This is a genomic window from Pseudomonas taiwanensis (assembly GCF_013393345.1).
In the GTDB taxonomy this organism is placed as follows: domain Bacteria; phylum Pseudomonadota; class Gammaproteobacteria; order Pseudomonadales; family Pseudomonadaceae; genus Metapseudomonas; species Metapseudomonas resinovorans_C.
This window is the reverse complement of sequence record NZ_QJRF01000030.1, coordinates 51,432-78,428: the sequence shown is the minus strand read 5'-3', so window position 1 is coordinate 78,428 and position 26,997 is coordinate 51,432. Positions and strand designations below refer to the sequence as shown.

Annotated in this window: 22 protein-coding genes; 6 read left to right on the top strand and 16 right to left on the bottom strand. The window is 62.8% G+C overall.

All coding sequences use genetic code 11. The annotated features are described in order from the left end of the window. Positions 1 to 14 precede the first annotated feature (14 nt). From DM872_RS01625 to DM872_RS01570, 12 genes are all read right to left on the bottom strand, one after another. A complete protein-coding gene (locus tag DM872_RS01625) occupies positions 15 to 1,001 on the bottom strand; it encodes a type II secretion system F family protein (protein ID WP_179057815.1) in 987 nt (328 codons plus the stop codon). A 5-nt stretch (positions 1,002 to 1,006) separates the two neighbouring features. Next, a complete protein-coding gene (locus DM872_RS01620; RefSeq protein ID WP_179057814.1) occupies positions 1,007 to 2,434 on the bottom strand; it encodes a CpaF family protein in 1,428 nt (475 codons plus the stop codon). A gap of 3 nt (positions 2,435 to 2,437) precedes the next feature. Next, positions 2,438 to 3,658: an AAA family ATPase gene (locus DM872_RS01615; protein ID WP_179057813.1), complete on the bottom strand. Its 1,221-nt coding sequence runs from the start codon at positions 3,656 to 3,658 to the stop codon at positions 2,438 to 2,440. Next, positions 3,652 to 4,140 carry a TadE/TadG family type IV pilus assembly protein gene (locus DM872_RS01610; protein ID WP_179057812.1) on the bottom strand — a complete coding sequence of 163 codons (489 nt, stop codon included), beginning with the start codon at positions 4,138 to 4,140 and terminating at the stop codon, positions 3,652 to 3,654. Before DM872_RS01610 ends, DM872_RS01615 begins: the two co-directional genes overlap by 7 nt. Next, positions 4,140 to 4,619 carry a TadE family protein gene (locus DM872_RS01605; RefSeq protein WP_179057811.1) on the bottom strand — a complete coding sequence of 160 codons (480 nt, stop codon included), beginning with the start codon at positions 4,617 to 4,619 and terminating at the stop codon, positions 4,140 to 4,142. The genes DM872_RS01610 and DM872_RS01605 overlap by 1 nt, the downstream gene beginning before the upstream one ends. An 11-nt stretch (positions 4,620 to 4,630) precedes the next feature. Further along, the gene (locus tag DM872_RS01600; protein ID WP_179057810.1) at positions 4,631 to 6,100 is read right to left on the bottom strand and encodes a TadE/TadG family type IV pilus assembly protein; all 1,470 of its coding nucleotides are present in this window, start codon (positions 6,098 to 6,100) and stop codon (positions 4,631 to 4,633) included. 10 nt (positions 6,101 to 6,110) lie between these two features. Then, complete coding sequence (locus DM872_RS01595) at positions 6,111 to 6,383, bottom strand: hypothetical protein (RefSeq protein WP_179057809.1); 273 nt, start codon at positions 6,381 to 6,383, stop codon at positions 6,111 to 6,113. Between the two features lie 14 nt (positions 6,384 to 6,397). Continuing rightward, on the bottom strand, positions 6,398 to 7,906 hold the full coding sequence (locus tag DM872_RS01590; RefSeq protein ID WP_179057808.1) for a type II and III secretion system protein family protein: 1,509 nt from the start codon (positions 7,904 to 7,906) through the stop codon (positions 6,398 to 6,400). A gap of 66 nt (positions 7,907 to 7,972) precedes the next feature. Further along, complete coding sequence (gene cpaB, locus DM872_RS01585; protein ID WP_179057807.1) at positions 7,973 to 8,785, bottom strand: Flp pilus assembly protein CpaB; 813 nt, start codon at positions 8,783 to 8,785, stop codon at positions 7,973 to 7,975. A gap of 12 nt (positions 8,786 to 8,797) precedes the next feature. Beyond that, positions 8,798 to 10,120, bottom strand: a complete 1,323-nt coding sequence (locus tag DM872_RS01580; RefSeq protein ID WP_179057806.1) for an AAA family ATPase — start codon at positions 10,118 to 10,120, stop codon at positions 8,798 to 8,800. A gap of 15 nt (positions 10,121 to 10,135) precedes the next feature. After that, positions 10,136 to 10,654 (bottom strand): A24 family peptidase, encoded by a 519-nt coding sequence (locus tag DM872_RS01575; RefSeq protein WP_179058000.1) that lies wholly within the window; start codon positions 10,652 to 10,654, stop codon positions 10,136 to 10,138. A 22-nt stretch (positions 10,655 to 10,676) separates the two neighbouring features. After that, entirely contained in the window at positions 10,677 to 10,925 is a 249-nt protein-coding gene (locus DM872_RS01570) for a Flp family type IVb pilin (RefSeq protein ID WP_256873266.1), read from the bottom strand. Positions 10,926 to 11,296: 371 nt separating this feature from the next. Here DM872_RS01570 and DM872_RS01565 point away from each other — a divergent pair, with 371 nt between their 5' ends. Continuing rightward, complete coding sequence (locus tag DM872_RS01565) at positions 11,297 to 12,160, top strand: helix-turn-helix transcriptional regulator (RefSeq protein WP_179057805.1); 864 nt, start codon at positions 11,297 to 11,299, stop codon at positions 12,158 to 12,160. A gap of 3 nt (positions 12,161 to 12,163) precedes the next feature. Here the strand turns inward: DM872_RS01565 and ligA are convergent, their stop codons facing one another. The 4 genes from ligA to DM872_RS01545 form a co-directional block, all read right to left on the bottom strand. Further along, a complete protein-coding gene (gene ligA / locus DM872_RS01560; protein WP_179057804.1) occupies positions 12,164 to 14,539 on the bottom strand; it encodes an NAD-dependent DNA ligase LigA in 2,376 nt (791 codons plus the stop codon). Between the two features lie 68 nt (positions 14,540 to 14,607). After that, a complete protein-coding gene (gene zipA / locus DM872_RS01555) occupies positions 14,608 to 15,423 on the bottom strand; it encodes a cell division protein ZipA (protein ID WP_077520958.1) in 816 nt (271 codons plus the stop codon). 234 nt (positions 15,424 to 15,657) lie between these two features. Beyond that, complete coding sequence (gene smc, locus DM872_RS01550) at positions 15,658 to 19,146, bottom strand: chromosome segregation protein SMC (protein WP_179057803.1); 3,489 nt, start codon at positions 19,144 to 19,146, stop codon at positions 15,658 to 15,660. Between the two features lie 13 nt (positions 19,147 to 19,159). After that, entirely contained in the window at positions 19,160 to 19,819 is a 660-nt protein-coding gene (locus tag DM872_RS01545) for a GntR family transcriptional regulator (RefSeq protein ID WP_179057802.1), read from the bottom strand. Between the two features lie 403 nt (positions 19,820 to 20,222). On the opposite strand from DM872_RS01545, the gene xdhA reads away from it, so the two are divergent. From xdhA to guaD, 5 genes are all read left to right on the top strand, one after another. After that, on the top strand, positions 20,223 to 21,662 hold the full coding sequence (gene xdhA, locus DM872_RS01540) for a xanthine dehydrogenase small subunit (protein ID WP_153917078.1): 1,440 nt from the start codon (positions 20,223 to 20,225) through the stop codon (positions 21,660 to 21,662). Further along, on the top strand, positions 21,655 to 24,051 hold the full coding sequence (xdhB, locus tag DM872_RS01535) for a xanthine dehydrogenase molybdopterin binding subunit (protein WP_179057801.1): 2,397 nt from the start codon (positions 21,655 to 21,657) through the stop codon (positions 24,049 to 24,051). Before xdhA ends, xdhB begins: the two co-directional genes overlap by 8 nt. A gap of 15 nt (positions 24,052 to 24,066) precedes the next feature. Further along, positions 24,067 to 24,423, top strand: a complete 357-nt coding sequence (locus tag DM872_RS01530; RefSeq protein ID WP_179057800.1) for a hypothetical protein — start codon at positions 24,067 to 24,069, stop codon at positions 24,421 to 24,423. Next, complete coding sequence (gene xdhC, locus DM872_RS01525; RefSeq protein ID WP_179057799.1) at positions 24,420 to 25,253, top strand: xanthine dehydrogenase accessory protein XdhC; 834 nt, start codon at positions 24,420 to 24,422, stop codon at positions 25,251 to 25,253. Before DM872_RS01530 ends, xdhC begins: the two co-directional genes overlap by 4 nt. 130 nt (positions 25,254 to 25,383) lie before the next feature. Further along, complete coding sequence (gene guaD / locus DM872_RS01520) at positions 25,384 to 26,691, top strand: guanine deaminase (protein ID WP_179057798.1); 1,308 nt, start codon at positions 25,384 to 25,386, stop codon at positions 26,689 to 26,691. Positions 26,692 to 26,997: the final 306 nt, after the last annotated feature.

Genomic DNA, 26,997 nt, shown 5'->3' with positions numbered 1-26,997 from the left:
CACGCTGGCGCGACTCAGACCTGGATGCGGATGATCCGGCGAATCCAGAAAATTCCCAGGATCATGGCCACGAAAGCTGCCATGGCGAGCCTCTGCCCAATTGGTTCCTTGATCAGCATCGGCATGTACTGCGGGCTGGTCAGCATCATCGCGGCGCACAGCACGAAGGGTATGGCGACCAGCACCCAGGCCGACATGCGCCCCTCGGCCGACAGCGTCCTGACCTTGCGCTGGAACTTGAAACGCCCACGTATCAGGCTGCTGAGGCGTTCCAGCACTTCGGTCAGGTTGCCCCCTGACTCTCGCTGGATCAGCACGGAAGTCACCAGCATCATCACCGTCATGCTCGGCATACGCTCCAACAGGCCGAGCATGGCTCGGCGCACATCGTTGCCGAAGTTGATATCAGCGAACGTCATGCCGAATTCGAAGGCCACCGGTCCCTTGTGCTCCTCCGCCACAAGGCGGAGGGTCTCGGCGAACGGATGACCTGCGCGCAAAGCACGACACATGGCGTCCAGCGCATCCGGAAGCCCTTCCTCGAAGGCTGCGAAACGCGCATTCCGGTCGCGGGCGATCTTCAGGATCGGCAACCAGAACACCAGGGCAGCCAGGATCAACACCAGCCACCACAGCTGGAACAGCACCCAGACTCCGAAACCGACGGCCACTGCAAGGATCAGGCAGAGCCAGAGCACCCGGTAGGCACGATATTCATGTCCAGCCTGCTCGATCATCTGCGCCAGTCGCTCCATCAGCGGGAGCTGTTCCAGGCTGGCCTCCAGGGGCGAAAGGCGCTTGAGGTATTTCTGTCGCAGCACCGTCTGCATGTTCGGCAGGTTGCTGGCATGCTCCAGCACGTCGAGTCGCGCACGGATGCGCTTGCGTACCTTGCTCGCTTCGCCAAACGCAGGAACCACCAGCCCCTGGCTGAGGAGGAACACGGCGACGAACACCATGCCGAGGAACGCCAGGAAAAACTCGGAGGGAATCTGACCCATGATCGCTAGCCCTCCATCCATTCGGGGCGGAACAGGCTCAGCGGCAGCTCGATACCGCGCTTGGCCAGTACATCCCTGAAGGACGGCACCATTCCGCTGGGGCGGAACTCGCCCATGACTTCACCGTGTTCGCCGATACCGCGCCGGTCGAAACCGAATATCTCGGTCATGGTGATGATGTCGCCCTCCATGCCATTGATTTCCTGAACGCTCACCAAACGCCGTTTGCCGTCTTCCTGACGCTCCAGCTGGATCACCACGTCGATGGCCGAGGCGATCTGCTGGCGCAGCGCCTTGATCGGGAAGGTGGCACCGGTCATGGACACCATGTTCTCGATCCTGCCGAGGGCATCGCGCGGGGTGTTGGCGTGAATGGTGGTGAGCGAGCCGTCGTGGCCAGTGTTCATCGCCGTCAGCATGTCTAGGGCCTCGGTGCCACGCACCTCGCCAATGACAATGCGGTCCGGGCGCATGCGCAGGCTGTTGCGCACCAGTTCGCGCTGGTTCACCTCACCGCGCCCTTCGATATTCGCCGGTCGGGTTTCCAGGCGCACCACATGGGGTTGCTGCAATTGCAGTTCGGCCGAGTCTTCGATGGTGACGATGCGCTCGTTGTGCGGAATGAAGCTGGACAACACATTGAGCATGGTTGTCTTACCGGTGCCAGTGCCACCGGAGACCAGTACGTTCAGGCGTCCGCGCACGATCGCCTTGAGCACCAGCGCAATGGCCGGGGTCAAGGTGCCCATCTGGACCAGGCTTTCTGAACTGAGCAGATCTACGGCGAAACGGCGAATGGACAGGCTGGGGCCATCGATGGCCAGCGGCGGGATGATCGCATTGACCCGCGAGCCGTCTTTCAGCCGCGCGTCCACCAGCGGCGAAGATTCATCGATGCGCCGGCCGAGGCTGGAGACGATGCGATCGATGATGTTCAGCAGATGCTGGTCGTCGCGAAAGCGCACATCGGTACGTTGCAGCTTGCCGTGACGCTCGACGTAGACCGAGGCATGGCCATTGACCAGGATGTCGGACACGCTGTGGTCGGCGAGCAGCGGCTCCAGTGGCCCCAACCCCAGTACTTCGTCGGTGATCTGCTTGATGATCAGTTGGCGGACGCCCGTACTGACGGGTGCCGAGTGCTCATCCAGCAGGCGCAGGCAGATATCACGGATCTGCCTGGACGCTTCAGCCGCTTCGAGGGTGTCCAGCAGTGACAGATCCATTACCTTGAGCAATTGCTGGTAGGTTCGCTCCCGACACTCGGCCTCCACCGGATTGAGATGGGTCCGGGTCTCGTAGGGGGTATCCGGCACACAGACTTCCCAGGCCATCAGACCGGAATCGACCGCGTCGTCTCCCGCCTCCGGGTAATTGGCGCTAGCCTTCTTGGCGGCCGGCTGGCGCAGCCGGTTGCGGAATTCGCTAAGCATGATCTACCCCCTGAAGAATCGGCCGAAGGTACGTTTCAGCAGGCTTTGCCGGGCACATTCCGTGCCGAGCAGGTCCTGACTCAGTTCACGCATTGCCTGGGTCAACTGGGCTCGCGGCGCATGGAGAGCCAGGGGTATACCGGTGTTCTGGCTTTCAGTGACGACGGCGTAGTCGTTGGGCAGTTTCTGCAGATCCACGCAACGCAGGGCCTCGGCGATGTCCTTGAGGGTCACCGGCGAAGCCTTGTTGTAGCGATTGACCACCACGTGCAGGCGATTGCCCTGCACGCCGAGGTCGTCGCGCAGGATGCGCACCAGCCGCGTGGCATCCTTGAGATGGCTCAGGCTTTGCTGGACGACGACATACACCCGGTCGGCCTGCTCCAGCGTGATCCCGGTGAGGTGGTCGATCTGCCGGGGCAGGTCCACCACCACCCAGTCATAGGTGCTGCGCGCCAACCGCAGCAGGGCCTCGAGTTGTTCCAGACGCACGTCCTGGGCCAGGCACAGTTCGCTGGAGCGTCCTCCAAGAACATGCAGGTCGGTGCTGAAGTGGCTGCAGTAGCCTCGCAGCGCCACGCTGTCGAGCCCGTCGATCTCCTGCATGACTTCGAGATGACTGTGGGAGGGGTGCACATCCAGATAGTGCGCGACGCTGCCGAACTGCAGGTCGAGATCCAGGAGCAGCGTGCTGCCACCCTGGCTGCTGAGTTGCTGTGCCAGGTTGCAGGCAAGCAGGGTCGCGCCCGACCCGCCCTTGGCATTCATCACGGCAACCAGCTTGCCGCTGCCGGAGGCGCCCGCATGCGACTCCGTCAGCATGCGCGTCAGCGCGATACGTAGTTCATCATCGGAAACCGGTTCCGGCAGGAAATCCCGGGCGCCCGCCTGCATGGCCAGGCGCATGCCTTCCTGGTGGTTCAGGGGCCCGCAGACCAGCAGCGGCGGACGTTCCTGGGCCGGGCGCTGCAACAGCGCAGCAAGCTCTTCGCGCCAGAGGTGGCTGACCCGCAGGAGTAAAAAATCCGGCGGTTGTTCCAACCCGTACAGGGGATCAGTGTGCCCATTGGTGACCAGGCGGGTATTGACCAGCAGACCCGGCACCCGCTGGCAGGAGCCCTGTAGTTGGCGCAACGCTTCGGCGTCACGACTGCTGATCAGAAGACGCTGCCCATGCTTGTCGGGCACTCCGGAGGCTCTGGGTGATTCATTTGCCTTCAACATTCCGTGGGTTCCTCCGTAGCGCCATCGTAGCCAAGGCTCTCGCGGGGCAAGGTGGCCCTGAACTCCGGCAGCGTGAAGCCCTCGCCAAATCCGGGAATCAACAGCCTGAAGCTGAAACCGGTGATGCTGACCTGCACATAACGAACATCGGAAAAATCCGTGGTTTCCGGCGCGCTGACCGTATCGCCGTCCTCATCTAGGTAGGTCACGATCAGGTCCGTGCTTTCCAGTCCTCGGATGATCGGGCTTTCACTGCTCTCTGCCGATCCCGCCGCAGTGAAGATGGCCCGCTGGCGGATATCCGCGTTGGAAACGGTGCAGACAGCAGCCAGTCGCGCGCCACGTCGAACTACCTCGTTCAATGCATTTACAGTGAAATACAGACGGCCCAGTTCCAGTACGCCGAACAGCAGCACGAACATGCACAGGCCAATGATCGCGAACTCCACCACGTAAACGCCCCGCATGCGCTTCATGTTCATCAGAGCGCCCTCATGACGACGGTGGACCTGAGCCCAATGCCCAGGGGGATGGCACTCCCGAAGAGTGCCGGAATGGCCTCGCCGATCACCGGCTGGAAGGTGTAGCTGATGCTCACCTGCACGTGGTCGGTGGTACCCGGCACTACGGTCACATCCACCGTCATATCAGCCGCGCCAGGCACGACCGCCTTCCCGTACTGCGCCACCGGCACGCCATAGCGCGCAATGTTCTTCGTTCGGATAAGCAGTTGCGGATCGCTGGTCAGGTCGATGGTGCCAAGGGTCCGGTTCCAGGCCTTGCTCGCTATGTAGCGCCCTGCATCCCGGCCCGCCTGCAGCAGGCTGTTGTACTGGTACAGCATGCGACCGAACTCGCCGATGACCAGCAAGAGCAACAACAGCAATGGCAAGGTAATGGCGAACTCGACCATGGCCACACCACGTTGCACTCCGGAGCCTTTGAACTGACGACGTCCCATGACGGAGCTCCTTACGAATCGCTGCTCGGATCGCCTTCATTGATGTAGGTCTTGTAGAGCTGGATGATCTGCGGCCCGCTGTCATCCCAGGGCGAGGAACTTGGCACGCTGTCACCATTGCACTCATCCACGAACTGACCAAAGATCTGCGCGGTCTGGCCCGATCCATTGCCACCACCACCGCCACTGCCGCCACCACCACCACCACCACCACCACCGCCGCCGCCGCCGCCGCCGCCGCCGCCTTTGCCAGTGTCGCTGCTACTAGCCGCCTTTGTTTGCACCGTCTGGGTCTGGCCGCCCTGCCCGCCCTGACGTACCGGCTGCAGGGTGAAGTAGCAGGCGAACCCCAGCACCGGAATATCACTCTTGCCGTTGAGTTCCCCGGCTTCCTTACCGGTGCAGTCCCCAATGACGATATTGAGGATCCGGCGATCTGGCTGACCATCCGAAAGGCTGCAATTCTCCCCGGGGCAGTTGGCCTCGCGGTATGCCTGCTGGTAATCGCTGTAGTCGAACAGCGCGGTGCCACCTGCCGTCAGCACACCGTTGCTGGACTGGACCGGACTGCCATTGAACATGACCACCTCGTTTTCGAGGGAAAGCCACTCGCTATGCTGAGTCACATAGTCCGCAGGATACTGGTCGGTGGAGCCATCCCCGAAGCGGGTGTTCAGGCCCTTGGACACCGGGCCGACCTTGTTGCCCGTCTCGGTCGTGGCGGTTTCGCCTACTACGTTGCAGTCCTCGATGCCTCCCGCCAGCCCCTCTTCAACGGTTTTCCCGCCACTGCCGAAGTCCAGCAACTGGAAGTTACCGGGGCCGATGGCGGAGTCGTTCTGGGCGGCCGACTTCAGCACCGTGACATCACCCCTCCGATAACCCCAGAACAGGCCGTTGTCGGGATCGTAGGCGGAATCGTCCGGATTGCCGCACACCAGCAAAGGCTCGATCTTGCAGGGCTGGGTAGCCGAGGGGCCGGCCGTGGCGACGGCCGCGACTGACTTGTCGGGGTTGTCGGGGTTGTCATCGAAGATTCCCGGAACTCCCCAGAAGAAGCGGGTCAAGGTGAAGTTCTCCACTGTCACCCGGACAAAGCGCGGCTCCCCCGCGCCTGTCGAAGGGAAATCGACCTCGTGCGAGAAAGCGACAGTTATGAATCCCTCGGCACCCCCCTCCCCCATCGCATCCAGCAACTCTTCGTTGCCCTCGGCAGCGGCGTTGAGGTCAAAGGTCCTGTACGCGGCCTCCTGAGCCAGGCCAGTGTTAGCCGGCACCTCGCTGAGCTGTTTCGCTGCGCTCAAGGCAGCCGCATCCACGGCATTCTGCAGCCGCGCCTTGTTCACCAGCATATGGCCGCCATCGAGCGCGAGCGCAGCCATGATCAGCATGGCCAGCAACGCCGCCGCCACCATCACCAGGACCGAGCCTCGCTGGTGTTTCGGCATTGCCGTGAAGGATTTGATTGCCTGGCGGTTCATGGTCACGCCCTCAATCGCCAATATTGATCTGGATGGGCTGGCCCACCTGCTTGGCGTTGCCGGTAGCTCCGCGATAGGTCTCGATGGCCTTCTCGGTCAGCGGGCCATCGCGTCCAACCGACGACACCTCGGTGCCCGGATTGGCCGCCCGCTCCTTGTCGGCGATCTGCTGGTAGTGGGTCTGGTACACGGTGTAGCCCACGGACCCCACCCGCCCCTCCTCATAGGACATGACGCAACCGCAGGACGCTGCCATCAGGCAAAAAGGGATGATCAGTTTCATGGTCGTGCCTCCGGTTACTTGAGATCGTGGCCAAACCGGCCTTCGCTGACGCCAAGGCTGACGGGAACCACGCGTCCCGGCTCGCGCCCCTTGGTCTTGCCCAGCAGATAGAAATCCAGGTCGCTGGGCTCGACGAACTTCTCGGTGGGCAGGCGCACAGTCTTGGCATCGATAGGCTTGGCGAGGTGCGGCGTGACCAGGATCACCAGTTCGGTTTCACCATTGAGGAACTGCTGGCTTCGGAACAGGTGCCCCAGCACGGGAATGTCTCCCAGGCCCGGGAAGCGACTGACGAAATCGCGGGTGTTCTCGCTGATCAGGCCGGCGATGGCGATGGTCTGGCCGTTGCCCAACTCGACTGTGGACTGGGCGCTGCGTTTGGTCAGCGAGGGAATCACCTGGGTCACGCCCTCGCCGAGGATGCTCTCCAGCCCGGTGTCCAGGGTCAGGGCATTGGCGTTGGACAGTTCGCTCACCGAGACATTGAGATTCAGGTTGATACGCCCTTCATCCAGTACCACCGGTAGGAACTTCACCCCGACCCCGAACTCCTTGAACTCGATCGTGATGCCATCGTCCTCGGTGATGGGTACCGGGAACTCGCCGCCGGAAATGAACTCGGCCTGCTGGCCGCTCAGAGTGGTCAGGGTGGGCTCGGCCAGCACCTTGGCCGAGCCATTGTCCTTGGCCGCTTCCAGCACCACGTTAAAGAGGAATTCGTCCGAGAGGAACTGGGCGAGGAAGCCCTTGCCGGAACCGATCAGGGTGGTCGGGTCGATGTTGCCATCCGCGTCGAACCCCAGCCCCTGGCCATTGTTGAAGCCACCGGTGGACCAGCGGCTGGAGGAGCCGAAGTCCAGGGCGTTGAAGCGCACATCGATGCTCTTGAACAGGTTGCGCTGCATCTCCGCCACCTTGACCTCCAGCATCACCTGCTGGGTGCCGCCAACGCTGAGCAGATTGATCACTTCCAGCGACTGGGTCGGTGCTGCAGTCACCCGATCACCCTCCCCCTGGACCACACTGGCGGACTGCGCGGTATAGCTTTTGGCAACCTTCACCGCAGTGTCCATGACCGCAGCGCTGCTGACCTGGCCACGTAGCACCAGGGATCCCTGGGAACTGAACACCTCGATGCGTTCGTTCGGCATCAGCTGGTGCAGCTTTTCCTTGAGGCCGCCAAGGTCATGCACCACATCCAGATCGAGACTGTCGATCAGGCGGTTGCTGTTGTCCCACAGCATTACGTTGGTGCTGCCGAGAGACCGCCCGAGCAGGTAGAGCTGGGTCGGGCTGGTCATCAGCAAGTCGGCCACCTCCGGATTGCCCACCGAAATGCGCTTGACGGGGGCCCGGGTCGTGAGAATGCGGGCCTTGTAGATCGGTACCTGTATCCGGCCGGTACTGGCAGTCGGCATGGGCGCAGCCATCACCGGGGGTTGCGCGGCATCCAGGGGAGCCGGCTGCATCGTCCAGGCCAGCAGGAGCAGCGCCAGGGTTCCAACTTTCCGAATGCTTTGCATAACCCTCTCCTCGTGTGACTGGTCACTGACCTGGCCATCATCGCGCCGTCGGGCGAAAGGTCCGACCTAGAGCTGAGCCTTCGCGACTTTCACTTCAGTGCCACGAATGATGATCACGCCGTAGCCACCATCGCTGCGACGCACTATGGGTCTTGGCACCACGGGGGCTGGCGCCGGCGCAGGCTTGTCCGCCTTCGCTGCACTCGCCACGACCGGTTGCTTCTTCTGGTCGTCCAGCGGGTTGCGCAAGGCCAGTTGCAGGCGCCCTTCGCTCATGGCCTTGACCAGGACCTCCGCTTCCTTCGGGGTCATCTCCAGGGTGACCGCCCGCACCACCACCGGCTGGGTCTTGTCGGTGCTGGCGGTCTGGTCGACGGCCAGCACTCGCAGGTCCTGGAGGATGGTCCTGGACTCGGCACCACCATTGCCGCCGTTCTTCCGGGTCGCCAGCACGTCGACGCGATTGCCCGGCAGCAGGAAGCCGCCCACGCCCACCACATCGTCGACCCGCACCGAGATCGCGCGCTTGTCGGATTCGATCAGCGAGGCCAGGGTGCTGCCACCCAGGTGTTCAGCCACCCGCGCGCTGCGCAGGATGTCGCCGCGGAGCATGGAAAAGGTGGCGATCTTGCCGATCACCTTGTCGGGGGTATCGAAGGCATCGTCCGGCACCGTGCCCTTGGGCATGCGCACTACCGTGACCTGCCGGGCCTCGACCATCTGCCCGAAGGGGATCTCCACTGTCGCCACGACCACCGATTGAAGATTGTCGTCCGGACTGGCATTGAGCTTGGCGCTCAGCCAGTTGTTGGCCATCCAGGCAGCGCAAAGGCCCAGGATCAGGGACAGGGCAACCAGGGTAAGGGTACGTACGCTCATGTCGGTCTCTCCTCAGCCAAGGAAATCGAGCTGGACGAAATAGTTGTGCCAGGCCCATTCCAGATCCTGCGGCGACAGCGGGCCGGAGCCGTCGAGGTAACGCTGGCGGTCCAGCGCCATACCCAGCAGGTCGCGCGGGTGGCAGGGCACCAGCGGCATGCCCTGGGCCTCATAGAGCCCCTGGAGCACGTAGCGCAACAGGATGGGATCGAAGGGAATACCCAATTTTTCGGTTTCCTGCCGCCAGATGCGCCCGTACTCCTCCGGCTCCAGGTAGTTGAAATGCAGCTTGTAGCCAATCCGCCGGAGGAAGGCTTCGTCCGCCAATTCCAAGGGATTGAGGTTTGTGGAGAACACCAGGATCAGGTCGAAGGGCAGCTCGCAGTGGCGCCCGCCGCCCAGGTTGAGGAAGTCGCGCTTCTCTTCCATGGGTACGATCCAGCGGTTCAGCAGATCTGCCGGCGCCATGCGCTGGCGGCCCATGTCGTCGATGATGAACAGGCCATTGCTGGCCTTCAACTGCAGGGGGGCATGGTAGAGCCGGCTGAAGGCGTCGTAGCGGATATCCAGCTGTTCCATGCTCAGCTCGCCCCCGGTGATCAGAATCGGCCGTTTGCAGCAGAGCAATCGGCGGTCGATGCCTTCATCCAGCAGCAGCTTGTTGGGTTGTGCACTGTCCTCTAGGGACTGGTGCACCTGGGGGTCGTAGATTTCCACCACCGCCTCATTGATGGCGATGGCGTAAGGCACCCAGATGGCCTCGGCGAAAAGGCGGATCAGGCGGCTGCTGATATAGGTCTTACCGGTGCCCGCTGGTCCGTAGATCATGATGGCCCGGCCGGAATTCATCGCCACGCCGAGCTGGTCCAACATGCTGTCGGCAAGCACTACGCCGTGGAAGGCGCTGCGCATATCGCGAGCGGTGATGCGGCCGTGGTGGATGGTCTGCACTTTCAGCAGCGAGCGGTAAGTGCTTACCGGAAAGGGCGCAGCGCCTATATAGCCGCTGCGCGCCAGGGCGTCGCGGGCGGCATTGCGGCCGCGTTCGGTCAGGCCATAGCGCAGGGCCTGGCCGCCGGCCTGGCCCAGTACCTCTATACGTCCGTCCTTGCGCAGGAAGGCGAGGACTTCTTCCAGCACCGCACCGGTCAGTGCCAGGCGTTCCACCAGCCGGGGCAGGTCCAGCACGCCGGCATCATGCAGGTGTTTGCAGACGAGATCGCCGAGGAAACTGTCCGCGAGGCCGGTCTCCCGAATATTGCGCGGTTGCGGCGCCAGGCGCTGTACCGCTTCGCGCTCACAGGGATAGGCATCGCTGTCGCTGACCGCATACATGGCTCATCTCCCGGGCTATTGGCTGACCGGCAGCCAGAACAGGCTGGTCAAGGTTCCTAGAAAGATCGCGATGGCGTAGGGAAAGGGTCGTCCCGCAACATCGTCCGCACCGGGGACCAGGTAGGTCCTCACCTTCAGCATCAGCCAGTAGCGCACCAGCGTTTGCTTCAGTTGCCCGCGTAAAACCACCAGCAGGATTCCGCAAAAACCTCCTGCGATCAGGCTGAGAAGCGCAGCCCAGACAGCGCCGCCAGGACTGCAGAAAGCACCGACCATGGCCATCAGCTTCACGTCGCCCGCCGCCATGCCACCCAGCGCATAGATCGGAATGAAGATGGCGAAGCTGCACAGGGCTCCCGCCATTCCACTGCCGAACCCTGCCAATCCGCTGAAATAGGCCTGGTCGGCCAACCCCAGCAGCAGCCCCAGGAGCACCAGGCGGTTAGGGATGCGATGGTGACGAAGGTCGCTCACCACCGCATATCCCATCAGCCCTAGCAGCAGGACCACGACGAACAGTTTCTCTGCCAGCATGGGTGCGCATCCATCAGGCCGGTTATGGGGTAGTACCGCCGCCACCACCACCACCACCACCACCACCAGCGGGCGGAGCATTCGCAGCTGCGGTTCCCAATTCGGCCGCCAGCGCGTCGATGATGGTTTTCACGTGACCGCCCAGGGTGATGAACGCCCCAACTACACCCAGGGTGATCAGCCCACCGGCCACCGCATACTCCACGATGGTCAGGCCGTCCTCGTCCTCCACGAACTTCATCACTGAAGTTCTGATCGCTTCAAACGTCATATCGCCCACCTCATTCAGGTTCTATCCGCAGTTTCAGGCGGCACTTCGCCCCGCCTGAGTCCACCCTAGTCACCCCCAAAAGTGGGGAGTTAGGAGTTTTTTGCGGATAGCTAGGACTTTCTTGCAGGTTTCTTCAGAGCGAGGTTAAAAGCGCTCAAGCCCAGCAAGGGCGCGGCTTGCAGCCGGGTGACTGGTCGGGTGACGAACGGTAAGGAGGGCGTGGAAGCCGCGAAAATTGGGGCACCCACTTTTGGGTAGAACGGTGTTGTTGGAGTTTGCGCGGACTTATAGGGATTGGTTCTTTGGGCGTGATGGCACACTGACAATACTGCACCTCGGGGAAGCACAATAAATGGGCGCAGGGTTAGAAGATGCAGTCAAACTCCGGCGTAGAACCAGTTCTGCTCTGGCTCGACCTGACTCGCGACAGGTCGACGGGCAAGCTCATGGAACAATTCAGCGGAGGGTGCCAGTGCCGGTTGGCCAGCGGCCGAAACGCACCGGGCAAGGAGCAGGTGCGCCAGATCGACATGATCTGCGTGCACTTCGACCGCCCCGATGTGAATGGGCTCAACCTGCTCCTGGAAACCAAGCGCGCCTATCCGTCCATCCCCATTAGCATGTTCACTGTCCAGCACTCGGAAGAGCTGGCGATCTGGGCGATGCGGGCGCGGGTCTGGGAGTTCGTAGTGTTGCCACTGACGGCAGAGGAGCAGATTCGCTACCTCGACAGCCTGCAACAACTCTGCGAACTTCGTCGTTCGGTCACCAGCCTGGGTCGCAAACCGCTGCTGGAACGCAACCCCCCGCTTCCCGACAGCATTCGCCTGACCAGCAGCCACCAGAAGCACAAGGCACTGAGCAAGGTGATGCCCTACATCGAGCAACACTTCCGCGACAGCGTCGACCAGAAGGAACTGGCCCAGCAATGCGGCATGACGCCCTTCCGGTTCAGCCGTCTGTTCAAGGAGGTCAACGGCGTGGGTTTCATGGAGTACATCCTCGGCAAGCGCATGGACTTCGCCAAACACTTGCTGGAGAACAGCCAGATGCCGGTAACCAGCATCGGCTACGAAGCGGGCTTCAAGGACCCGTCCTACTTCGCCCGGGCCTTCAAGCAGCTGGCTGGCTGCAGCCCCAGCGAATATCGCCAGAGCTGCCACGCGGCGATGGCGACGGCTCACGCCGCCACACCTGCAGAACTCGATGGCGCAACGCTGGGGTTCAGCGCCTGACCGTCAGCCCAACTGGGCCAACTCGGCCAGGAACTGCTGTTCATCCAGTACCCGGACTCCCAGCTCGTTGGCCTTGGCCAACTTGGAGCCGGCACCGGGACCGGCCACCACGCAATGGGTACGTGCCGACACGGAGCCCGCGACCTTGGCGCCCAGCGCCTCGAGCTTTTCCTTGGCCACATCCCGGCTCATGACTTCCAGGGTGCCAGTGAGCACCCAGGTTTGCCCGGCAAGCGGCAGACCTTCAACCGCCTTCCTCTCGCTCTCCCAATGCATGCCGAAATCACGCAACTGGGCTTCGATTGCCTGGGCACGAAGGACGTTGTCGTCCACGGCAAAGAACTCACGCAGGGCCTGCTTGGCCTTTTCGTTCAGGCCCTTCATCACACTCAGGTCCAACCAGTCGCGGCTGAGGGCGATCAGGCCCTCCAGATTGCCGGCCTTCTCCGCCAGGTTCTTCGCACCCGTGCTGGCAATGCCGGACACGTTCAGCTTGTCGATGAAGCCGGCAAAAGTGGCACAAGCGGCGAACTCCGGGCTGAGGCCGCTCTCTTCCTGCAGTTCGACGCCACGCTCCAGCAAGCTGCTGATCACCTTCTGGTTGTGCTCATCAGAGAAGAACGCGTGGATTTCGTGGGCAACTTCCAGCCCCACGTCTGGCAGGTAGGTCAGCACGTCCGGCAGAGCCTGCTGGATGCGCGCCAGGGAGCCCAGGGCGCGGGCCAGCAACTTGGCGGTTTCCTCACCCACATCCGGGATGCCCAGTGCATAGATGAAGCGCGCCAGCGCCGGCTTGCGGCTGTCGGCAATGGCTCCTAACAGGTTTCGGGTGGACAGGTCGGCAAAGCCTTCCAGCTCCACCACCTGTTCGTACTTGAGGGTGTAGAGATCAGCCGGCGAAGCGACCAGGCCGACGTCCACCAGTTGCTCGACGATCTTGTCGCCAAGCCCTTCGATGTCCAGGGCCCGGCGCGAGGCGAAGTGGATGATCGCCTGCTTCAACTGGGCGCCACAGGCCAGACGACCGACGCAGCGATACACGGAGCCTTCACTGGTGGTTTCCTTGCCCTTGCCGCGCTTGACCAGTTGGGTACGTTCCACAGCCGAACCACACACCGGGCATTGCTCAGGGATGTGTACCGGGCGCGCATCGGCCGGGCGGCGCTCCAACACGACCTGCATCACTTGCGGGATCACGTCGCCCGCGCGACGGATGACAACGGTGTCGCCGATCATCAGGCCCAGCCGCTCGACCTCATCCATGTTGTGCAGGGTGGCGTTGGAAACGGTGACGCCGGCCACCTGCACCGGCTTCAGGCGTGCGACCGGCGTGACCGCGCCGGTACGGCCCACCTGGAACTCCACACCCAGCAGCTCGGTGAGCTCTTCCCGCGCCGGGAACTTGTGGGCCAGTGCCCAGCGCGGCTCACGCGCGCGGAAACCCAATTCGCGTTGCCAGGCCAGGTTGTTGAGCTTGTAGACCACACCGTCGATCTCATAGGCGAGGCCGTCACGGCGCTCGCCGATGTCGCGGTAGTAATCCAGGCAACCCTGGGCGCCTTTCACCAGCTTCAGCTCGCGACTGATGGGCAGGCCCCAGCTCTTGAGCGCCTGGAGAATGGCGTACTGATTGTCCGGCAGCTCGCCTTCGACGCGACCGAAACCATAGGAGCAGAACTCTAGCGGGCGACTCGCGGTGATCTTCGAGTCCAACTGGCGCAAGCTGCCCGCCGCAGCATTGCGCGGGTTGGCGAAGGTCTTGGCGCCCAGTTCGAGGTTGCGCGCGTTGAGCGCATCGAATCCGGCCTTGGACATGAACACCTCGCCACGCACTTCCAGCACGGCCGGCCAGCCTTCGCCTTGCAGTTTCAGCGGCACGTTGCGGATCGTGCGCACATTGCTGCTGATGTCTTCGCCCGTGGTGCCATCACCGCGGGTCGCGCCACGCACCAGCACGCCGTTCTCGTACAACAGGCTCACCGCCAGGCCATCCAGCTTGGGCTCGCAGGTGTATTCCACTTGCGGGCCATCACCGAACAGGTCGCCTCCCGGCAGGAGTTCCCCCAGCCCTTCACGCACGCGGCGATCGAAGTCCTTCAAGTCCTGTTCTTCGAAGGCGTTGCCCAGGCTGAGCATGGGCACCTCGTGGCGCACAGCGCCGAAGGCCGACAGGGCCGCGCCGCTGACCCGCTGGGTCGGGGAATCCGGTGTCACCAGCTCGGGGTGCTCAGCCTCCAGGGCCTGCAGTTCGCGGAACAGACGGTCGTACTCGGCATCGGGCACGCTAGGCTCGTCCAGCACGTAATAGCGATAGTTGTGCGCATCCAGCTCGGCGCGCAGCGCGAGGATGCGTTCGGCGGCGGTTTGGGCATCGGTCATGGTTCAGGCTCTTTCTCTTGAAACAAAAAGAGCAGCCGGGGCTGCTCTTTCGTTGACTGCGCGCCGGATCAGCGCTTATGGGTCAGGTGCTTGCGCTCGAATTCGACGATGCGCTGGCGGTAATGCTCGATGGTTTGCGCAGTCATCACACTGCGCTGGTCATCTTTCAGCTCGCCATTCAGCTCCTGGGACAGTTTGCGTGCGGCAGCAACCATCACGTCGAAGGCCTGCTTCGGATGGCGCGGCCCCGGCAGGCCGAGGAAGAAGCTCACGGCGCGGGTGCTGAAGTGGTCGATGTCATCCAGGTCAAAGGTGCCGGGCTTGACGCCGTTGGCCATGGAGAACAGCACCTCGCCGTTGCCAGCCATGCTTTCGTGGCGATGGAAGATGTCCATGGAGCCGAAGCGCAGGCCGCTTTCCAGAATGTTCTGCAGCAGGGCCGGGCCCTTGAAGCCGGCTTCGTCGCGGGCGACGACGTTGATGACCAGGACTTCCTCGACCGGAACTTCCTGCGCCTGTACCTGCGGGTGGACCTTGCCGTTCTTCTTGCCTTCGTCGACGGGGTTGAGCAGGGTCGGCACCGGCTCGTCGAGGTTCAGGTCGCCCTGCTGCGGCTCGCCGCGGCGTTTGCCGGCTTCGCGAGCGCTGAGCGATGGCAGGTCTTCCTCGTCCAGTGACGGCTCCTGGTGCGAGCGGTCCTTGACCCGCGACGGGCCAAGCAGGTTCGGATCCTCATCATCATCCGGGGCGTTGGAGAAGCTGCGATCCAGCTTGAACTTGAGTTTCCCCTTGCCGCCACTCATGCGGCGCCAGCCATCGAACAGAATGCCGGCGATTACGATGATGCCAATGACAATCAGCCACTCGCGCAGACCGATATCCATGTAGTCCTGTGTCCCCTAGTGAAAATGCAAACAGACAATGGTGAAGAAAGGACATCCCGTCCCCTGAAACGTGGCGCCCAACTCCATGTTCTGAATGGCGTTTTCCACGTGCGACAAAATTGGGCATAAAGCTAGCACGACAAGCCCAGCAGAGAAACCTCTGATAGCGGCTTACAACCCTGCCAACGCGAATTTGATCCTCCGCCCCGTCAAGGGTTCGAATTCGGCCGACGATCAGGCCTCGACCATCGACATCGCCTCTTCCACATCCACCGCCACCAGGCGCGAGCAGCCGGGCTCGTGCATGGTCACACCCATCAACTGATCGGCCATTTCCATGGCGATCTTGTTGTGAGTGATATAGATGAATTGCACTTTCTCGGACATTTCCTTCACTAGACGCGCATATCGGCCGACGTTGGCGTCGTCGAGCGGCGCATCCACCTCGTCCAACATGCAGAACGGCGCGGGGTTGAGCTGGAAGATGGCAAATACCAGCGCCAGCGCGGTCAGTGCCTTTTCGCCACCGGAAAGCAGGTGGATGGTGCTGTTCTTTTTGCCCGGCGGGCGCGCCATGATCGCCACACCGGTATCCAGCAGGTCCTCGCCCGTCAGTTCCAGGTAGGCATGACCGCCGCCGAACACCTTCGGGAACAGCGCCTGGAGGCCGGCGTTGATCTGGTCGAAGGTTTCCTTGAAGCGGTTGCGGGTTTCCTTGTCGATCTTGCGAATGACGTTTTCCAGCGTTTCCAGGGCTTCCACCAGGTCGTCGTTCTGGGCGTCCAAGTAGCGCTTGCGCTCTGATTGCTGCTGATATTCGTCGATGGCGGCGAGGTTGATCGGGCCGAGGCGCTGGATTCGCGCGGCAAGGCGTTCAAGCTCCTCTTCCCAAGCGGATTCGCTGGCTTCGGCGGTCAGCGTCGCAAGTACGCCGTGCAGATCGTAGCCGTCCTCATGGAGCTGGTCCTGCAAGGTCTTGCGACGGACCGTCAGTGCCTGCCACTCCAGACGCTGCTGTTCCAGCTGGCCACGCAGCAGCTGCGATTGCTGCTCGGCCTGGGTGCGCCGCTTCTCGGCGTCACGGAGTTCACGATCGGCATCTTCCAGGGCGAGCCGGGCCAGTTTCAGCTCTTCTTCGACACCCAGCCGCTTCTCCAGCAGCTCTTCCAACTTCAGGCGCAACTCCTCCAGCGGTGCGGCGCCCTCCTCCAGGTTGAGGCTGAGTTGCTCACGACGCTCATTGAGGCGCTCGAACTGCAGGCTCAGGCGTTCGAGGGCCTGACGCGTGGAATCGTGCTGCGCCGTGAGCGAGCCGACACGCACGGCCAACTGGTGCGCGTGATCCTTGTGCTGGCGAGCTTCCTGGCGGATTCGGTCCAGGCGTTCGCGCAGGCCATCGCGCTCGGCCAGCAATTTTTCCCGTTGTTCGGTGTCGCTGGCCATGGCGTCCAGCGCGTCCTGCAAGGTCAAGCGGGCCGCGCCCAACTGCTCGTGCTCCAGGGCGCGCTGCTCGCCCAGCTCGCGAAGCTCCTCCTCCAGCCGGCGACGACGCAGTGCCAGTTGCTCCACCTTCGCCTGCTGGGCGGACAGTCTTGCCTTGAGCTCGCCCAGGCTGCGGGACTCATCCTGCAACAAGCGGCGCTGCTGCTCGCGGGACTCTTCCTGCTGGCGCTGGCCGTCGCGAAGCTGCTGCAGGCGTTCTTCCAGATGTTCCAGGGCAGCTTCGCGCTCCTCGCGCTCGGCATGCAGGCGTTCCAGCTCCTGGCCACGTGCCAGCAATCCGCTCTCCGCCTCGCTGGCCCGTCGTACCCGAAGGAAGTTGCGACCGACCCAGTAGCCATCCCGGCTGATCAGGCTTTCGCCCTCTGCCAGGCTGCTGCGGCGGGTCAATGCCTGTTCAAGGGTTTCCACCGGCAGGACCTTGCCCAGCCAGGGCGCCAGGTCCATCGGCGCTTCGACTTTGTCCAGCAGGCTGCCCGGCGCTCGCCCACCGCCCCTGCCGGCGCTGGCCAGGCGCAGCTCGCCCTGGCTGAAACCGGAAAGGTCGAGGCCATTGAAATCATCCAGCAGCACAGCCTGGAGATCGGCGCCGAGGACGGTTTCCACCGCCAGCTCCCAGCCCTGCTCCACCCGCAGACCTTCAGCCAGTCGCGGGCGTTCTGCCAGGTTCTGCTCACGCAGCCATTCAGCGGCACCCTTGCCCGGGTTGAGCGCGGCTTGCTGAAGGGCTTCCAGCGAGGCGATGCGGCCATTCAGGCGCTGCAGTTCCCCCTGGGCCTGCTGTTGGGCCTGGGTGGCCCGCTGCAATTCTTCGCGCAGTTCGTCCAGGCGCTCCGCCAGGCCCTGTTCGGCAGCCTGGAGCTCTTCGAGGCGCATTTCGCCGACCGCCAGCTCTTCGAGCATTTCCTGGATTGCAGCATCTTCCGGGTCGGCAGCCAGTTGCGTCGCTTCGTCCTTCAGGCGACGTTCGCGCTCCAGCAGACGCTCCAGACTCTGATCCAGCTGCTGGATACGCGACTGCTGGACCTCCGCCTGGCGTCGCGGCTCCGCACTGCGCTGGTTGAAGCCATCCCACTGCTCCTGCCAGGCATGCATGCCGGTTTCGGACTCTTCAAGCTGGGCGGCAGCCTCTTCGGCAGCCGCAGCACTCATTTCCTGCTCGGGCCCCAGCATGTCCAGCTCTTCGCCCAAGGTGGCGAGCAGCGTGCGGTCGTGGCCCAGATGGGATTCGGTCTCCTGGCGAGCGCGCTCGGCCTCACGCAGGTCGTCCTGCAATTGGCGCAGACGCTGCTGGCCGTGCTGGATGCTCTGCTCCACACGGGCAATATCGCCCCCTACTGAATAGAAGCGCCCCTGCACCAGGTTGAAGCGTTCGGACAGCTCATGGTGCCCGTCACGCAGGCGCTCGATGCTGGCGTCGGCATTGCGCTGCTCGGCCACCAGGGCTTCGAAGCTGACCTCCTGGTTGCCGATCACCGCTTCGCGCTGACCGACCTGCTCATTCAGCGCCCGCCATTTCAGGGCGGCGAGCTGTGCCTTGAGCTGGCGCTCTTCGGCCTTGTATTCCTGGTATTTCTCGGCGGACTGGGCCTGCCGGTGCAAGCGTTCCAGCTGACGCTCCAGTTCCTCGCGCAGGTCAGTCAGGCGCGCGAGGTTTTCCTGCGTACGGCGGATTCGGCTTTCGGTCTCGCGACGGCGCTCCTTGTACTTGGAGATGCCGGCGGCTTCTTCGATGAAGTTGCGCAGGTCCTCGGGCTTGGCCTCGATCAGCTTGGAAATCATCCCCTGCTCGATGATCGAGTAGCTGCGCGGGCCCAGGCCGGTGCCGAGGAAAATATCGGTGATGTCCCGGCGACGGCACTTGGTGCCGTTGAGGAAGTAGGTGTTCTGACCGTCGCGGCTCACGCGGCGGCGAATGGAGATCTCGGCAAATGCGGCGTATTCGCCTACCAGGGTGTTGTCGGAGTTGTCGAAGATCAGCTCGATGCTGGCCTGGGCGACCGGTTTGCGGGTATTGGAGCCATTGAAGATGACGTCGGTCATCGACTCGCCACGCAGGTTCTTCGCCGAACTCTCACCCATTACCCAGCGAACGGCGTCGATAATGTTCGACTTGCCGCAACCGTTAGGCCCCACCACAGCGGCCATGTTGCTGGGGAAGCTGACGGTAGTCGGGTCCACGAAGGACTTGAACCCGGCCAGCTTGATGCACTTCAGCCGCATCGACGTGCTCCGCTCAACGTTCGGCCAGGGCCGCGAGCACCAGCTCGCAGTTCTGCTTGCCGTAGTCCAGCAGCACTTCGCGGATCTTTGCCTGGTCGCGGGCGATCACCGCCAGCAGCAGGTCGTCGAACACCGCACCGAGGTTCTCCATCTGGCCGCGACGGCGCTCCAGCGCCATGTAATAGGTGCGGGCGATGGCCGGTTGAAGGTTGTCCAGGGTCTGTTGCAGGTACGGGTTGTCGGCGAAGGGATAAGCCGCCTGCATGATGGCGAAGCTGGAATCGACGAACGCGAGGATGTCTTCCCGCTCGCGCGCTTCGACAAGGCGTTGCTGGATCACGCGGAAGGGCGCCAGGTCTTCCTCGCGGCGCCAATGTTCGGCAACCGCGTAGCCCAGGAGGATGTACAGCTCCATCACCAGCGTATAGAGGCTGCGCACGTGTTGCTGGGTCAACTCGGACACCTGGGCGCCACGGCGCGGCAGGATGGTGATCAGATGACGACGCTCCAGGATCAACAGCGCTTCGCGTACCGACCCCCGGCTGACATTCATGGCCAGGGTGACTTTCTGTTCCTGGATGCGCTCACGCTCTTTCAGCTCGCCGCGAATGATGCGCTCGGCCAGGTGCTGGGCAATCTGCTCGGAGAGGCTGTCCGGTGCCTTGAACGTCATGGTTTTCCTTTGAACTGGGGGCATGGTGCGCTGCGCCGGAGCTTTCCCGCGCCAAAGCTCCGGCGCTGACAGTACTACGGGTACGGGCAGTGGGTGCAAGAGCGAAAGGGGGAAATTTCCGACTCTGCCGCAGGACGCGGGCAGGCGCGCAGTCTACCACAAGGCATCGAACGCCCCTGAACGACTTGCCCCGGCACCCCTCCCTCCCTTACCTACACTTAGGACAGGTGGTACGAAATGCGCGTGAGCCTTGAGGCAGAGCGGACGCAACGTGCTAATAACCGAAACAGATGAAGATTTCCTGACTTACGAGTCAAATATTTATTGACCCAAAAGTCAGACCTCTCTAAATTTGCCGTCATACGAGCCCTCGTAAAAACAATAAAGTGCCTGGAGGTCGTCCTTGATCCAGTTTTTACTCAACCGGGAGCTGCGCACCGAGCATGCCCTGGATCCCAATGTCACGGTGCTCAATTACCTGCGTGAGCATGTCGGCAAACCCGGTACCAAAGAAGGCTGCGCCTCGGGCGACTGTGGCGCCTGCACCGTGGTTGTCGGCGAGCTTGACGGTGATCGCGTCCGTTACCGCACGCTCAACTCCTGCCTGACCTTCGTGTCCTCGCTGCACGGCAAGCAACTCATTACCGTCGAAGACCTCAAGCACCGCGGCCAACTGCACTCCGTGCAGCAGGCGATGGTGGATTGCCACGGCTCCCAGTGCGGCTTCTGCACGCCTGGCTTCGTGATGTCGCTGTTCGCCCTGCAGAAGAACAGCGATGGCTTCGACAAGGCCCAGACCATGGAAGCCCTCGCCGGCAACCTGTGCCGCTGCACCGGCTATCGCCCGATCATCGACGCCGCCGAACAGGCCTGCTGCCAGAAGCAGCCCGATCAGTTCGATGCCGCCGAGGCCCAGACCGTCGCCCAGCTGAAGTCCATCGCCCCGCGCGATACCGCTGAACTGAACAGCGGCGACAAGCGTTGCCTGGTTCCGCTGACTGTCGCCGACCTGGCCGACTTCTATGTTTCCAACCCGCAGGCCCGCCTGCTGGCCGGCGGCACCGACCTGGCCCTGGAAGTCACCCAGTTCCACCGTGAACTGCCGGTGATGATCTATGTCGGCCACATCGAATCCATGAAGCGCATCGAGGAAAACGGCAACTTCATCGAGATCGGCGCCGCTACCCCGCTGTCCGACTGCTACGAAACCCTCTCCCGCGAGTACCCGGACTTCGGCGAGCTGCTGCACCGCTTCGCCTCCTTGCAGATTCGCAACCAGGGCACCCTGGGCGGCAACATCGGCAACGCCTCGCCCATCGGTGACGCCCCGCCGCTGCTGATCGCCCTGGGTGCTGAGATCGTCCTGCGCAAGGGCAACCAGACCCGCATCCTGCCGCTGGACGAGTACTTCCTCGATTACAAGGTCACTGCCCGCCAGGAATCCGAGTTCATCGAGAAAGTGCGCGTGCCCCGTGCCCGCAACAACCAGGCGTTCCGTGCCTACAAGGTTTCCAAGCGCCTGGACGATGACATTTCCGCGGTCTGCGCAGCCTTCAACCTGGTCATCGAGAACGGTGTCGTGCGCAAGGCCCGCGTCGCCTTCGGCGGCATGGCCGGCATTCCCAAGCGCGCCAGCGCCTGTGAGCAGGCCCTGATCGGCGCGGCCTGGTACCCGGGCACCGTCGAACGCGCCTGCGAAGCACTGGCCAAGGACTTCACCCCGCTCTCGGACTTCCGCGCCAGCAAAGAATACCGCCTGCTGACCGCCCAGAACCTGCTGCGCAAGTTCTTCCTCGAGCTGCAATCCCCAGAAGTCGAAACCCGGGTGACCGCGTATGTCTAATCACTTCCACCACAAGACCCAGGAAGAACTGGCGGAACTGTTCCGAGCCGATATCACCACCGGCGTGGGCCGCAGCGTCAAGCACGAGAGCGCGCCCAAGCACGTCTCGGGTGAAGCGGTGTACGTGGACGACCGCCTGGAGTTCCCGAACCAGCTGCATGTCTATGCCCGCATGAGCGATCGCGCCCATGCGCGCATCACCCGCATCGATACCAGCCCCTGCTACCAGTTCCCGGGCGTGACGATCGCCATCACTGCCGAGGACGTTCCCGGCCAGCTGGACATCGGCCCGGTGGTTGCCGGTGACCCGCTGCTGGCGGACGGCAAGGTCGAGTACGTCGGTCAGGTGGTCCTGGCCGTAGGCGCCGACAGCCTGGAAACCGCCCGCAAGGCCGCCATGGCCGCGATCGTCGAATACGAGGATCTCGAGCCGGTACTGGATGTGGTCGACGCCCTGCGCAAGAAGCATTTCGTACTGGACAGCCACCAGCACAAGCGCGGTGATTCCACTACCGCGCTGGCCAGCGCGAAGAACCGCATCCAGGGCACCCTGCACATCGGTGGCCAGGAGCACTTCTACCTGGAAACCCAGATTTCCTCCGTCATGCCCACCGAAGACGGCGGCATGATCGTCTACACCTCCACCCAGAACGCCACCGAAGTGCAGAAACTGGTGGCCGAGGTGCTGGGCGTGCCGATGAACAAGATCGTCATCGACATGCGTCGCATGGGTGGCGGCTTCGGCGGCAAGGAAACCCAGGCTGCCGGCCCGGCCTGCCTGTGCGCGGTCATCGCGCACCTGACCGGTCGCCCGACCAAGATGCGCCTGCCGCGCATGGAAGACATGAGCATCACCGGCAAGCGTCACCCCTTCTACGTTGAGTACGACGTGGGCTTCGATGACAATGGCCTGCTCAGCGGCATCCAGCTGGAACTGGCGGGCAACTGCGGCTATTCGCCTGACCTCTCCGGCTCCATCGTCGACCGCGCGATGTTCCACTCGGACAACGCCTACTTCCTCGAAAATGCCACCATCAACGGTCACCGCTGCAAGACCAACACCGCCTCGAACACTGCCTACCGCGGTTTCGGCGGCCCGCAGGGGATGGTCGCGATCGAAGAGATCATGGACGCGATCTCCCGCCATCTGGGCAAGGACCCGCTGGAAGTCCGCAAGCTGAACTACTACGGCAAGGACGAGCGCAACGTCACCCACTACTACCAGACCGTCGAGCACAACATGCTCGTCGAGATGACCGAGGAGTTGGAGGCCAGCAGCGAGTACGCCAAGCGCCGCGAGGAAATTCGCGAGTTCAACGCCAAGAGCCCCGTGTTGAAGAAAGGCCTGGCAATGACGCCGGTGAAATTCGGCATCAGCTTCACCGCCACCTTCCTCAACCAGGCCGGCGCGCTGGTGCACATCTACACCGACGGCAGCATCCACCTGAACCACGGTGGCACCGAGATGGGCCAGGGCCTGAATACCAAGGTCGCCCAGGTGGTGGCCGAAGTCTTCCAGGTGGATATTTCGCGCATCCAGATCACCGCGACCAATACCGACAAGGTGCCCAACACCTCGCCGACCGCCGCTTCCAGCGGTACCGACCTGAATGGCAAGGCCGCGCAGAACGCAGCCGAAACCATCAAGGGCCGCCTGGTGGAGTTCCTCGCCAATTACTTCAAGGTGACCACCGAGGACGTGGAGTTCAAGAACAACCAGGTACGCGTGCGCGACCACTTCCTCTCCTTCGAGGAAATGATCCAGCTCGCCTACTTCAACCAGATCTCGCTCTCCAGCACCGGCTTCTATCGCACGCCGAAGATCTTCTACGACCGCGATAAGGCCTCCGGCCGTCCCTTCTATTACTTCGCCTATGGCATGGCCTGTGCCGAAGTCATCGTCGACACCCTGACCGGCGAGTACAAGATGCTGCGCACCGACATCCTGCATGACGTGGGTGCCTCGCTGAACCCGGCCATCGACATCGGCCAGGTGGAAGGCGCCTTCGTCCAGGGCATGGGCTGGTTGACCATGGAAGAGCTGGTGTGGAACGCCAAAGGCAAGCTGATGACCAGCGGCCCGGCGAGCTACAAGATCCCGGCCATCGCCGACATGCCGATCGACCTGCGGGTGAAGCTGGTAGAGAACCGCAAGAACCCCGAGCAAACGGTATTCCATTCCAAGGCCGTGGGCGAGCCGCCCTTCATGCTCGGCATTGCCGTCTGGTGCGCCATCAAGGACGCCGTGGCGAGCCTGGGGGACTACAAGGTACAGCCGAACATCGACGCGCCGGCCACCCCTGAGCGCGTGCTCTGGGGCGTCGAACAGATGCGCAAACTGCAACAGCTGGCCCAGGCCCCCGCCCAGGCGGAGACCGAGCCTGCGTAACCCGTAGGAGCCAGCTTGCTGGCGAAGGCGATTCGCCAGCAAGCTGGCTCCTACATAGAAAAAAAACGGTGCAGAACAATGACAACATCCACCGATCAAACGAAGACCAAGCAGCAGGACGGCGATGCCGTACTGCTGGAAACACTGCCGGCCCCCATCCGTACCTGCAGCTTGTTGAAAAGCGTTGGCGAGGAAGCCGAGGCGAGGCAGGGGCAGACGAAAAAGCGGAGTTTACGAGCTGTAAATGAGCATTTTGAGTCTGACCCTAACGATGCATCGGCAACGCAGGTAGCTTTTCAGCAGGCTGCAATGGACGACTGGAGACTGTCGCGGACCACCAGGCCACTGCGTAGCTGGAGACTGAGCAAATGAGCTGGATCAGCGCCCTCGCCGACCTTCAGCACCGTGGTGAACCCTGCGTGCTGGTGACCATCATCGAAGAGCGTGGCTCGACCCCGCGCAACGCCGGTTCGAAGATGGTCGTCACCGCCGAGCGGATCTTCGAGACCATCGGTGGCGGTCATCTCGAGTTCAAGGCCATGGAGATCGCCCGCGAGATGCTCGAGAATCGCAACCAGGACACGCGCCTGGAGCGTTTCAGCCTGGGCGCCAGCCTCGGCCAGTGCTGCGGCGGTGCCACCGTCCTGCTGTTCGAACCCATGGGCCAGCCCCAGGCACATATCGCCGTATTCGGCGCCGGCCACGTCGGCCGTGCGCTGGTCCCGCTGCTCGCCAGCCTGCCCTGCAAGGTGCGCTGGATCGACTCGCGGGAAAACGAGTTCCCCGAACACATTCCGGCTGGCGTGGAGAAAGTGGTCAACGAAGAGGTGGTCGACGAGATCGCCGAGATGCCCAAGGGCAGCTACTTCATCGTCATGACCCATAACCACCAGCTGGACCTGGAACTGACCGCCGAAATCCTCAAGCGTAACGACTTCGCCTACTTCGGCCTGATCGGTTCGAAGACCAAGCGCGTCAAGTTCGAGCATCGCCTGCGTGATCGCGGTTTCGCTGCCGAAACCATGCAACGCATGCGCTGCCCGATGGGCATCCAGGAGGTCAAAGGCAAGCTGCCGGTGGAGATCGCCATATCGATCGCCGGTGAAGTCGTCGCCACCTATAACGCCAACTTCGGCGCCGAAGTGAAGAAAGGCGAAACCGTCGCCAAGCTGGTCCCCGCCTCGCGCCGGGAACAGGCCTGAATTATTCCTTCCCCCAGGGGGAAGGTGACGTGTAGTGCCGGGTGGGGAGAGCCGCGTGACAGGGAGCTCCCCACTCCGGCCTCTCCCCTCGCGGGACGCAAGAATCGCAACGCTAACGAACGAGACTGACATGACCAGCCACGTAACCGCCTACCGCTCCGCCATCCTGCACAGCATCGCCGACCCCGCCCTGGTGGGCGTCGAGCAGTCCTATCAGTATTTCGAGGACGGCCTGCTGGTGGTGGAAGACGGCCGCATCAAGGCCCTGGGCGACGCCAAAGCCCTACTACCGGGCCTGGACGCCGGCGTCGAGGTGCACGAGTACCGCGATGCCCTGATCACGCCCGGTTTCATCGACACCCATATCCACTTCCCCCAGACCGGCATGATCGCCTCCTACGGCGAGCAATTGCTGGACTGGCTCAACACTTACACCTTCCCCACCGAGAAGCAGTTCGCCGACAAGGCCCACGCTGCTGACGTCGCGGGCATCTTCATCAAGGAACTGCTGCGCAACGGCACCACCACCGCCCTGGTGTTCGGCACCGTGCACAAGGAGTCAGTGGACGCCTTCTTCGAAGCTGCCCAGTCACTCGACCTGCGGATGATCGCCGGCAAGGTGCTGATGGACCGCAATGCCCCGGACTACCTGACCGACACGGCCGAGTCCGGCTATGCAGACAGCAAGGAGCTGATCGAGCGCTGGCACGGCAAAGGTCGCCTGCACTATGCGGTGACCCCGCGCTTCGCCCCCACCAGCACCCCCGAGCAACTGGAGCTGGCCGGCAAGCTGTATGCCGAGTACCCGGGCCTGTACATGCACACCCACCTGTCCGAAAACCGCAAGGAAATCGAATGGGTCAAGGAGCTGTTCCCCGAGCGCAAGGGCTACCTGGACGTCTATGACCACTACAAGCTGATCGGCGAGCGCTCGGTATTCGCCCACGGCGTTCACCTGTGCGACGACGAGTGCAAGCGCCTGGCGGAAACCGGTTCGGCCGTAGCCTTCTGCCCCACCTCCAACCTGTTCCTCGGCAGCGGTCTGTTCGACCTGCAGAAGCTGGAAGAGCACGGCGTGCGCGTGGGGCTGGGCACCGACGTGGGCGCAGGCACCAGCTTCTCCCAGCTGCAATCGCTGAACGAGGCGTACAAGGTGATGCAATTGCAGGGCAAGAAGCTCGATCCGTTCAAGTCCCTGTACCTGGCCACCCTGGGCGGCGCCCGCTCGCTCTACCTGGACGACAAGATCGGCAACTTCCAGGCCGGCAAGGACGCGGACTTCGTGGTCCTGGACTACAAGGCCACCCCGCTGCTGGACTACCGCATGCAGCAGGCCACGAGCCTACCGGAACGCCTGTTCGCCCTGACCATCCTCGGCGACGACCGCACCGTGAAAGAGACCTTTGCCGCCGGTCGCAGCGTGCATATGCGCGGTTGATCGAACGCGGAAACAAAAAGCCCCGCTTCGGCGGGGCTTTTCTTCCTGTGGGTCCAGGAACCTTGTAGGAGCTAGCTTGCTAGCGAAAAAGGGCCATTCGCTAGCAAGCCAGCTCCTACGGGCAATGCAGCCCGTAGGATGGGTTGAGCGGAGCGATACCCATGCGGAAGCCATTTGATGGGTATCGCAAGCTCGCGGAACGCCGCCCGCCCCATCCTACGCAATGTGGGGGCGAATTCATTCGCTAAGGACCGCGCAGCGGTCCCCTGGATAGGTTGTGCCAATGGGCAGGCCTTCGGCCTGTTT